The following is an 11,786-nucleotide window of genomic DNA, read 5'->3' on the forward strand; positions in this document are numbered from 1 at the left end:
TCCCTAGGCATTGAGACATATATTTACGCTGATATAGTGTTACCATAGCTCATAATCACACCCTAATTTGTTGATGAAGTGAAATTCTCAGCCCAAAGTAGAAAGTTAAACCCTAATTTAAAGATAATTAATTAGATGTGCGTCTATTTTTATAAGCGGTAATTACTGGTTGCATTCAACCTCTTAATAAAAATGCTGTTAAGGAAATTTGCATACTGGTAGGTTTAATTCCTTCATCCAAAATTAGGTTTAACCTATCCGTATCTTCCACCAACTGAATAATAAATTTCTCATCATCCAAATTTGATTTATCCCCATCTGTATATTCCTTCAAAAGTTTTTGTACAGATTTTCCCTCTTTCCAACTATTCAGTTTTTTCAGCGTACTTTTCACCATAACACGGTCTAAATTACCTGGGAACCTATCTAGCTTATTTAAACGACGTTGTATTTTGGTAATCCGTTCCGAAGTAATATTAATATTTTCTAGGGTTTCTGGTTCCTCTAGTTCTGCACTGCGTTGTTCCTTGAGTTTCACCAGTTCGTCATAAATTGATTCAGCTAATGATATTAAATATTTTGAAGAAAACACATTGTTAGCTGCTGGGGTTTTGATAGCAGTGGCGATCGCCAAACCATAACCATCTTTTTCTCTTGTGATATTGTTCCAAAATAGGGTTTCTTGTTTATTTTTTATAGGTTCACCATTGGGTCCGAAATATCGCACTGTTAGTGCTACTAATCCGGTTGGTTGGTTTGGTTCATTGATTCGACCTAGAGCAATGGGATTTGGTTGGTAATCATCGCCCATTTTTTTTAAAAGTTCACTCAGCTCTTCACTGTGTAATATTTCATTTTGGGTATAAACATCTCGATTGGTTTCTTGTTTTTTATAAGCATCCTCCTGTAAATTACCTTGTTCCATTTTTCTAGCTTTAATTAGACTTTGGATGAAATCCACATATCCTGGTAAAATTTCATCATCAAATAATGTATCACCATAAATAGAAGATCCTAATTTATTAACACTGGAAATAGTAGGAATAGGAGGATGGTCTTCAATATTTGTGATCTTCCCATCTAGTTGAGCTAATTCACCTACTAGTTTTTTATGTAAATTTGTTAATCGAGATGCTTGTCTCAGTAGCTGACTTTCGCTGTTGGCATAATAAATATAAATATGTTCCGTCTTATGTTGTTTCGGTCTATCAATCCTGCCAATTCTTTGCTCTAAAATCATGGGATTCCAAGGCAAATCAATATTAATCAAATAATCCGCATCTTGCAAATTTTGACCCACCGATAAGGTTTCTGAACCAATTAATACTCTAATTTCTTCTTCTGGTTTAGGAAGCTCTTCAGGACTTTTACAGGTAGCATGTGGAGCAAACAATCTAAAGATACTTTGGCGATTGGAAACAACTCGACCTTGTTTAGGTTGTACTACATAAGCAGGACTTACTCTTTGTGGTTTATCTGAATTGTCCGGATAATATAATTTTGTGGAACCAATTAACATCCCAATACCCTTAGCTGCGATCGCACTGTCGCGGGTCATATAATGATAATAATCAATCACAGTATCGCTAAAGGTAGAAATTAGTAGTACCTTATGACCAAGTTTCACTAACTCACGAACTTTTTGGGTAACTTGTTGTTTTTTGTGATCAACCAAAAACTCATTCTTTAATAAGGCGTGAATTTCATCCAATTGTTGTAGGTCTTTTTCACAATCATCTAGCATGCGATTATAAATTTTTTGGGCATTGTCAGGATCATTCTGTAGATTACCTGTGAGAGTATCTATAGAACGTCTTAATTGTTGACGGTTTTGTTCTTGATTTGCTTCATTTTCCTCTTCTTCCTCCTCTTCTTCATAATCCTCATCTTCATAATGATCTAAATAATGATCTAAGAACTTTTCTGAGTTATCTTTTCTATCGGAGTTGAAATTATAGTGGACTAGTAAAAACTCCTTTAGTCCCTCCGCATCAGAAGAAACTGATTCCAAACGTTTCTGCATTTGTTCAATTCGGTAACCAAAACTCCCAATAGTTCTACCCAAGGCATACATACTAGATTCAGCTCTTTGTAAGAAAAAGCGGCGCTGATTGGATAACAAACTACGTTGTTCCACATTACTGGTTAAATAACGAATAGGGTCAGCAAAAGGAATATATAAACTAGTTTCAAACTGGGTGAAAATTTGATTTAGCGCTAATTCAGTACCATCTTCAAATTTTACTGGTAACCATTCCGCCACCCGTTTGGCATACAAGTTTAAATCCGGAGTAGCTTCTCGTAGCATTTGTCTAGTCCGTTGAAGAAACAGTTCCCGATAGGTGCGGCGAAATAGTTCCGTATTGTCCGTAAAATTTTCTACACCACTTTCGCGATTTTGAAACCAGTGGGTTACTTCTGGGGGGAATTTTAAATCATTAAAACCTTCTGGACGACTAATAAAGGGTGAAAGGATATTATAAATATCTTCTCGGCGATTATTCCAGGGAGTGGCGGTCAAAAGCAGAAAATGACGTTGCTTGCCAGTTTTTCTATCTTGTTCTTGTATCTCTAAACAAGTTTTGTGAATACGGTTTCTATAATTGCGAATACCTTCGTGGGCCTCATCAATAATTACTAAGTCTGGTCCCCCAAAACGACCAAAGTTTTCTATAAAACCACCTTTACGACTCATGAGGTTTTTGTTATAGGGTTCGTAATCACGGGATTGAAATAATCCTAATTCTCCCAGTTCCCGTTCCCAGTTGGGATGAAGTTTTTTAGCAGCTATAATAGCAATTTTAGCTTGTGCATTTTGTTGACGATATAGTCTGGCTACAGTAGCAGCTAAACGGGTTTTCCCTAAGCCTACTGCATCTGCACACACAGCTACACCAAAATTTTTCATCACTCTTAAACAATGTTGAGCGCCTGACTTTTGGTGTTCAAAGAGGGTGCTATTATTTAACAGTTCGTCTAATAAATCACTGCGTTCTACTTGAAACTGTTGGGGTTTTTGCCGTGCTAACCAATAAAGAAAGTCACTAGGTGTGCCATGATTACCCGCTAAAATCATTTCTACTGCTCGTTTAAATCCCTCAATTTCTGCAAACTCAGGAATTTCTGGGGAATTAGTGACCACCGGAGGTTTTTTCGGTGCTATTTCATAACTTTGTTCAGTAGTTCTTACCTTAAACTCTTTTAAAACTGTTGGTGGATGGTTTGTGTTTATAGTAATTTGACCGAAAATACGCTCTGGTTCTTTACTATTAATGGTAACTTGTACCAGGTCATTATCAACAATTTGGATTTCTTCTACGCGATCTAGGTTTTGACCGGTAATTTCAACGTTGGTAGTTTTTCCCGAGGGAACGGTGTCAGGGGTGATAGAATCAATAACTGGTGTTTTTAATTGACTGCGACGTTCCTTTTCTGCTAATACTTCTTGGAGGAATTCTAAACTGATATCAAATGCTATATCTTCCCGTTCCCATTCCCTATCAAATTGACGAATGTTCTCTAATATGGTTTCTGTATCCAGTTCATCCCAGGAATATAAAAAAGTGATACTTTCAGCATTTCGAGAATAAGCAGCGCGGGTGAAGTTGTCCGAACCATCATGTTGAATATGATATCCCAGGGAGTCGCTGAGAATACCTGTTTTTTTATGATAAATGGCCCTTTCTGATTCCATTTTGACTAGTTTAATCACCATAAATCCTAGTCTGACTAACTCAGCTAATATTTCTGTGTGATCTAATTCTCTATCTTTTAAATTTCGTAGAAACTCTTGTAAGGTGCGTTGAATAAACTGAGTGCGATAATTAGAGTCATGAAGTTTTTCCAGTTCTTGAACATCGGACTTTTTAGTAAATCCTTGCCAGTCCATTAACAAGCGAATTCTTCCTTCTGCTTGAATAATAGCAGCCAATGGTTCCTCATATAATTTCAGAATACCACTATCAAAGTAAGCTGTGGAACGACGATAAATTTGACTGCGTTCTAATACTTTACTAAAAAATTGATGGTACTTATCCAAATCATTGGGCAGATTGAAGCGCCGCTGACGACCAGAGATTTCTCGGAAACTACCAGTTAATAAGGCTTTTTCTTTAGTGACATTTTCCACATCCAAGAATTTTTCAATAATATCGAGCTTGGATGTTCTCAGTAAGCTGGTGCTGGGTAAGTCATTTTGCTTGATGGGGGTATATGTAAAGACCTTAGCAGCTTTTTGGTCTATTCTTAATAGTTTATAAGTTGTTTGTTTTTTACTAGCACCTAAGAATTTAACAACTTTATGCAGCAGGTTATCTGCATCACGATGTTTGAAAACCAACCAATACTGATTCTCAAGCCCTTTTATGGGTGTACCTTGGATGATGTAGTAAGGACGCTGTTTTCGGATCAGTTCTTGGATAAAGGTGTCCAGCATTTGAGGTTAAAAATATCTAAAAATCACAGGTGCGGTTTGGGGAAATAATTAGTTTGATTGTAGCAGATGAAAAATAACTAATGCAATATTTACTGAATGGGCCAGTTTAGTATGGTTTCGTCATTCTTATGATCATAAATCCCTTCTTCATCAATGGTAAAATCTATATCCGCACAACTCCCCGCTAAATTTAATAACCCCCCAGAATGTAGGGGGAAATTTGCTGATAAAAAAGCCTTGAAAGCATTTTCATCCTGAAAACTTAACATCTGTCTAAATTCATTAAAATTAATCAATCCTTCTAAAAAAGCTTCTAAAGCTAATTTATTCATGACCTTTTCGGATAAATGACCTAATTTATCCCGGAATTTATCTGTTAAGTTATCTGGTATATTGATTGTGATTTGCATAATTATAAAATCTCTTATTTAATTCCACCCACCTACTTAGACTAAACAGAAGAGCGATCGCTTCGGAGATGTCTATTATATTACTTTGATTGTAGCAGATGAAAAATAACTAATGCAATATTTACTGAATGGGCCAGTTTGGTATGGTTTCATCAATTGATTGCATGAGTTTAATAGTTTCCTGTAGTGCTACAATTATGCGCTGATAATGTTGAATATCATTATCAGTTAGGGTGCGTCCCTTACGGTCTTTAAGCCATTTTTGGCAAACTTGATAACCTCCAACATAAAAGTTCCAGACTGGTTCTGGTACTCCCACAAATTTGTCACCTTTTTTGTTGATGACTACTGTGCTTTGGGTATATTTAGGGTGACCGGGATCCACTATTCCATAACCTCCATTTTCGGTGAATTGGGTGATGAGGTTATTTAATTTGGGGGATTTCATCAGGTGTAGTGCTACTAGTTCTTCCCCATATTTTGCCAGTTGAGAGAAGAGGTTTTTGTCACTGGTGATGGGAACTCGGGGAAAATCTATTTTTAAAAATTCAGCGTAGCGGGTGCGGTAGGTGGGGGAGTGGAAGATGGCGTATATGTAGTAGAATATGGTTTCTGGTGTGGGGAGATAACCCAGGTTTATTTCTATTTTTTTTAGAAAGTCTTCTGAAAAGTTGGCTCGTTTTTCTTGTTGGAGTTCTTTGGGGTTGTTTTTATCTGGGTAGAGGTAAAGGGGGAAAACTTGATTAGTTTCACGACTTGTTGTAGAAACAACACAACATTCAACAACTTCTCGGGAAGCCCAGCAATGTCTATAACCTACAGTTGACTGTTGTCTAGACGATAATAAACATAAATTATCTTTACCCGCAACATGATTAACTAATTCACGTCTAGGATAGTCCATTGCTACCGTGCTAAAATAGCATTCTCTCCAATCAAAAGGTCTATATAAACAATTAATTAGCTTATCTTCCCACGTTGGATCATTCCTTACCAGTTGACGTGCTTCTTTTAATTTCCAATCCCTATTATCTTTAACTGGATATTTAGCATAATATTCTTCATCTGAAATACTCTCATTTCGCATCTCAGCAATACGTTTATAAAGTTCCTCTTTTTCAAAATCAATTGCAAAATCATCTCTATGGGTTTTAAATCCGTTAGAATTTACAGGCATAACATCAGTTATTTTAAAATAATCCTCATATTCTGTAAATAAACTTGTATCTTGAGGCCTTAATAAATAGAATTCAGACTTTGGTTTAACCTCAGAAAACCTAGTAGTATTAACTGCATTTTCGGTCAAAGTATTGTATTTGTAATCTCTCAATCCATACAAATGAGCATGATTATTAATACACTTATTCTCTACCTTAAGAGCTAAAGTAATACTTACACCTTGCTGAATATCAAAGACATTTTCATCTTTCCCTCCATCCATGCTAGTTTCCTTCTTCTTAATATTACCATGTAAATCATAAATATAAATCCCATTAAAACTATTAATCAAATGCTGACGCATTCCCCGAAAGGTGGGATTATCTAAAAATCCATGATTACTAATAAAAGCTAAAACTCCCTGACCTGATTTATCAATTCGCCACTGAGCAAAACGGATAAACTTAACATAATCATCTTGTAAATATTTAGGATTTTTCTCACCCAATGGTTTGCCATCTACAAAATAATAATCATTAACTAACTCCTTAATCCAAGGGTTATTATTTTCTGAATGTCCCGAATAGGGAGGATTACCAATTACCACCATAATCGGTTCCTCCTTCTTAACCCTAGCCCCTGCTTTCGCTTCCTCAGCTATTAATTCCTCCATTTGGGGAATATTTAAACTTAACTGCTGGGTTTCTTCCCTTAACGTAATATCCTCCAAAGTATTAATTAAATAAACTCCCAATCGCTTAGCACCATCAAACCTATACCCGGTTTCTTGCAAAAACAAACCTATTTTCAGATGGGCGATCGCATAGGGAGACATTAACAGCTCAAAACCAAATATTCTAGGTAGCAACCGCTCCTCAACATACCCAGACCAAGACCTATCAGCTAAGCCTTCCGTAAGTGTTGCTGGGGACTCTTGAAAGCGTTGATAGATAAGTTGAAAAATATATAATAGAAACGTACCCGTACCACAAGCAGGGTCAAGAATAGTCACTGTGGGATCTGCCAAACCCAACGGTTTATTAAACTTTTCCCGCACCAAAATATCCACAGAACGCACCATGTAAGAAACCACAGGTTCAGGTGTGTAATAAACCCCCCGTCGTTCCCGCATTTGGGGTTTATATGCTGCTAAGAAATCTTCATAGAACCGAATTACAATATCCTCCCGGTTCATTTTCATCTCAAAATCCGATAAAATCGCATCCATCTTAGTAGTACGAAGGATGACAAAAATATCCGCGATCGCCCCTATCAAATCATCACCCAATTTCTCAGCACTGCGTTCAGAAACATCCTGAAACAGCTTACGTAGAAACGGATTAGTTTCGGGTAATTGTTGCCAAGCTGATTCTCTATCAAATAAGGTTTCTTGTGTCCTTCCTGCTCTTTTATCTCTCACATAACCGAATACCCGAGCTGTAAACAAAGCATAGGCAATAGTTTGGGCATAAATATCAGCGAAACTGTAATCTTTTTCATTATCTGCACTAAGTTTAAGAGAAGGTAATAATTCCCGCTGAAAACTTTTAAGTAATGTATGTAAATATCCATCTTCCCGTTCTTGCTTGTAAGCGATAGGTATTACCTGCTCAATCTGACGTGCTGCTTGTGCTAATTTTAGAGCCAATTCCTTAGCAGTCTTGATTGGTTCATAAAACACCCATTCCACCAAAGGAACAGACATCAGTGCTTTAGTAGCAATAAATATTTCATCTTGTGTAATTCTTTTTAGTCGTGACAGTAACTGCTCATCATCACAACTAAAAGTTTGAATTTGTTGCTGACGCAATTTACCTTCCCCAGGAAGGATTAAAGAAACCCTACCAGATGACCCATGGGGTAAAAGTACATACATGACCGGTTGTTCTTCAGCTACTCGACTGATATAATGTCCGTAAATATCTCTTTGTTGTGCTTCCTCAGTGAAAAATCTTTTAGCCTCTAATTCACTTAAAGACACCAGTTCTTCATAAAAACCCACTGCAATAGGACATGTGTCAGTAGCTTGTTCCCCATCCACCCCTGGGCGCAAATACCAGAATCGTGAACCTCCCGGATCCTTTTCTCCCACAGGGTATCCTAACAGTTGTTGTAAAGCTGCAACGCGACTGCTGTCATTTTTATCTTTGATTACAACTTGAAACTGTGCCCTTGTGAAAGTCATGGGTTATATTGAGGCATATAAATATCTAATAGTACACGAAACTTGTGTGAAAGTCAACTTTACTTTAAAATCCCATGATTACCCACAAAAACAGGCGATCGCTTTTCCTCGGTGAGGTTAAGAAAACCCAAAACTCGAAGATCAATGCGATTGCATGGTTCAGATTCGGGTTCCTTAGTATCTCCGCTAGCGCTTAGAAAAACTTCCTTCTTGTAAGTAACTTTCAAGTTCCTTCGTTCGTTCTTTAGTCAATCGTTCTAAACAACCGTGATATACCATTGGTACAATAGATCCTCCCTGAAATCTACCCCTAGAAAATGCGCAACTAGCATCTCGATATTTAATCCAGGCTTTTTGTGCATCTATAAGAAGTTTTGCTTCCGGATTTGCATTATACCTGACTCGAACTTGTTTATAAATCTGATTTAACTTTCCATCCGCAACCTTAGCATCAAGGGACGCACATAAATTCATATCATACTGAGTAATCCGGTTACCACAATTGGGTGATTGGGCAATAGCTGTTAACTGTGGTTCGACTAGTAGAGCAGAACTCCCCAGCATACCGGTAACAATCATAATTATATATATAAATGGTTTTTTCATATTATTTCCTTATCATCCAAATCTTACACTGGTGTCATCAATCATCTAATTTTAGAGGGTAAATGTCAGAAATGTTGAATGTCGTTACAAAACTTTACATAGTTAGATATAGTACTCCTATCAAAGGTGAAAATGTCAACATCTCATAATATCTTCCATCCAATGAACATAACTGATTTGTTGACACATACAAGCTTGAAGATAGCGGAACTTATCTAACATTTTTTCACCCCATTCATTGGGAACGGATACAAGTTGTAAAATTAGATAAGCGATGAGACTGGCATAATTCGTACCACAAAGTATTTGTCTTTTTGTACTAACTCCCGTATAAAATTTAGTCCTGCAAAACCTCTATCCATTACCCCAACTGCATCTTGAGGTAAATTAGACATCATTGATGAGCCAAATTTGTAATCATGGTCCAAAATTTATCAAATTATCTTCTGGACTTCCCGTAGAAAGATTCAGGGAGCTAAACAATTTTACTTGATGATAACCTAAAACCCATAACAACTTACTTGTTAAAGTAATTATTGTTGAATCGATTGGACAAATTGCGTATTTATCATGTAGCTTTTTATAAGCTTTTTTTGTACCAATTTATTCAATTGATGATAAATATTTTGGAATATCTCTTGATTCCTGTGTTTGTTAGCTTTGGAAAATGTCGAAATTATTACATCAATACCTGTATGGTTTAATCTTGTAAATAAGTCCCGCATACTTGTTAAACTATTATCCAAGGCATAAGCCAACCAACACTCAAAATAAAGACGGCTGTTCAAAACTGGATAATCATTTTTTGGTAACGGTCTGAGGATGTCCTTGACAATCTTGGGGAATGAATTTATGATCATTATCAAATTAATATTTTGATATGGGTTGCCCAAATTTTAATATATTTTGGGCAATTTTTATCACAACTTTCTTAACATTCAACACTTCTGCAATCAACCCTACCGAATGGGGAAAGCTATGGGGACGGCGATTGTAACCTGAGCGTAGTTGTCTAAGAACAGAAATCAGTGTTTCATCTGCTAAAGCGTCAATTTCATCGCATGAATGATAAAGTAGTTTTCTCCATCAATTAGCGCTTTCAACTCCGGTAAGCGAGCGGTGGGGGAGAGCATATAGTGGATGTTAGCTTTACATAGTCCAGCAGTGTTAAAGTGTTTGGGCATGGTGAGGTATGAACATTAGACTATATTATGTTTATAAGGGGGAATAAGAGTGTGATACTATAGGTAATCTCCCTAACTACGAATGACGGTAATGGTTCGTCCCCCTGGACTAATGACCTCTTCCGTACTAATTCTCTCTCCCATGGGTGGTAATCCCGCACGGCGATCAAAAATCACTAACCACCCTCTATCCAATCCTAACCCATCCAGGTATTTATCCAATTGTGTTAAACCCTTGGTTAAGGGATCCAACTTTTCCCTCCGCACCTTTAATTCTATGCCCATCACTACCTTGCCATAGCGTAAACAAATATCCATTCTTCCAGAACCAATGGCATATTCCCGTTCTAGCGTACCACCACCGTTTACTACTCGATGTAAAAATGACATTAATACCAAATGGGGAGCAATCTCATGGTAGGGCGCACTTTTAAGCAGTGGTTCCCCATGTTGTCGCCAAAATTCCAGAAATGCTTCCAATAATTCATCGGGTAATAGCTCCCCTTGTTCATTTAACCAACGAGGTTCAATAACTCCAATGGAAGCCCTGGTTGTGTAACTTAACACCAAGGGTAGAACTTCCCGATAAATTGGATTGGCAATTTCCAAACCCTGTCCTCGGTCTCGACACAGTCCTAAATCCAGGACGTAACGAATATCATCCTGGGGTACATCAGGTAAATCTTCACCCGCTAAAATTGGTTCAATAATGGTTTTGACTCTATCTTCCCGTAATCTTTCTGCTAAGCTGTCTAAATGAGTATCCTGGCGCTGAATAAGAATTTCCTTAGCCTGGTTAATCACTTGAGTAGTAATGGGTTGGGTGATATCTTTCACCAAAACCTGGGTAGCTTGACGAGCTAGGGCGTTGACTAACCACGGTTGTCCATCGGTTAAATAAAATGCACGGTAGATGGCTTCGGGGGTAAAAACCTGTCCCGTCGCTTGTGTATGTTGTAAGTAAAGTTCTTCTACTTCTGGTAAGGTAAAATTATTGAGAGTTAAAGACTCAGCCTTGATATTGAAAGGACTTGACGTATTAAGTCGTTCACTTCCACCAGATTTAACCTTATAGTCCCGCACATCCCGCATACCAATCAACCCTACCGAATGGGGAAAGCTATGGGGACGGCGATTGTAACCTGAGCGTAGTTGTCTAAGAACAGAAATCAGTGTTTCATCTGCTAAAGCATCAATTTCATCCAGGAAAACCACTAGGGGACGAGTAGCAACTTTAGCCCAACTGGCTAACGCGGCTCCAATTTGCCGTCCTGGTTGAGATGCTGGCCAACGGGGTGGGTGGAGATTAGTTGATAGGTAAACACAAGCGGATTCTTGCCATTCATCCAAAATTGCACGTTCAGCCATACCCGGATCCCTGGAGAAGGGTGCCCCTACTTCTAAAGAAAGCATCACGGCGATATATTCCCCACTATCAGTCAATTCTTGGGCTAGGGCTATCATAGCAGTGGTTTTGCCTACTTGTCGCGGTGCATGAATGATAAAGTAATTGCGTCCATCGATTAGTGCTTTCAAGTCCGGTAGGCGAACTGTTGGGGAGAGCATGTAGTGGATATCAGATTGGCAAGGACCAGCAGTGTTAAAGTGTTTGGGCATGGTGAAGTCTGAGCTATCAAGGGCGCGGGTTTGTGGTAAACCCCTTTAATGATTTTATTCCATAAAAATCTATTTTACAGCAATTTTCATGTAGTTAAACTCCAAAATAAGATAAGCTATAATAAGGGTAATAAACTAAAATAGAGTAGAAATGCTGTCAAATTATATACCAAAACCTTATTCAATAGATT

General features: G+C 37.7%; 5 protein-coding genes and 2 pseudogenes. All 7 read right to left on the reverse strand.

Going from position 1 to position 11,786, the window contains the following annotated elements:
* Positions 1–175: 175 nt before the first annotated feature.
* Positions 176–4,435, reverse strand: coding sequence for a helicase-related protein (locus ASL19_RS11525; RefSeq protein WP_057178458.1), 4,260 nt, complete (start codon positions 4,433–4,435; stop codon positions 176–178).
* An 89-nt stretch (positions 4,436–4,524) separates the two neighbouring features.
* Complete coding sequence (locus ASL19_RS11530) at positions 4,525–4,845, reverse strand: hypothetical protein (protein ID WP_057178459.1); 321 nt, start codon at positions 4,843–4,845, stop codon at positions 4,525–4,527.
* A 121-nt stretch (positions 4,846–4,966) separates the two neighbouring features.
* On the reverse strand, positions 4,967–8,188 hold the full coding sequence (locus ASL19_RS11535; RefSeq protein ID WP_057178460.1) for a type ISP restriction/modification enzyme: 3,222 nt from the start codon (positions 8,186–8,188) through the stop codon (positions 4,967–4,969).
* Between the two features lie 186 nt (positions 8,189–8,374).
* Positions 8,375–8,794: a lysozyme inhibitor LprI family protein gene (locus tag ASL19_RS11540; protein WP_057178461.1), complete on the reverse strand. Its 420-nt coding sequence runs from the start codon at positions 8,792–8,794 to the stop codon at positions 8,375–8,377.
* A 135-nt stretch (positions 8,795–8,929) separates the two neighbouring features.
* Positions 8,930–9,654 (reverse strand): annotated as a pseudogene (locus tag ASL19_RS11545) (IS4 family transposase).
* Positions 9,655–9,745: 91 nt separating this feature from the next.
* Positions 9,746–9,978 (reverse strand): annotated as a pseudogene (locus ASL19_RS17610) (hypothetical protein); the annotation flags it as partial.
* Between the two features lie 72 nt (positions 9,979–10,050).
* Complete coding sequence (locus ASL19_RS11550; protein ID WP_057178462.1) at positions 10,051–11,595, reverse strand: ATP-binding protein; 1,545 nt, start codon at positions 11,593–11,595, stop codon at positions 10,051–10,053.
* Between the last annotated feature and the right edge of the window lie 191 nt (positions 11,596–11,786).

It is taken from the genome of Cylindrospermopsis sp. CR12, from assembly GCF_001432185.1.
In the GTDB taxonomy this organism is placed as follows: Bacteria; Cyanobacteriota; Cyanobacteriia; order Cyanobacteriales; family Nostocaceae; genus Raphidiopsis; species Raphidiopsis raciborskii.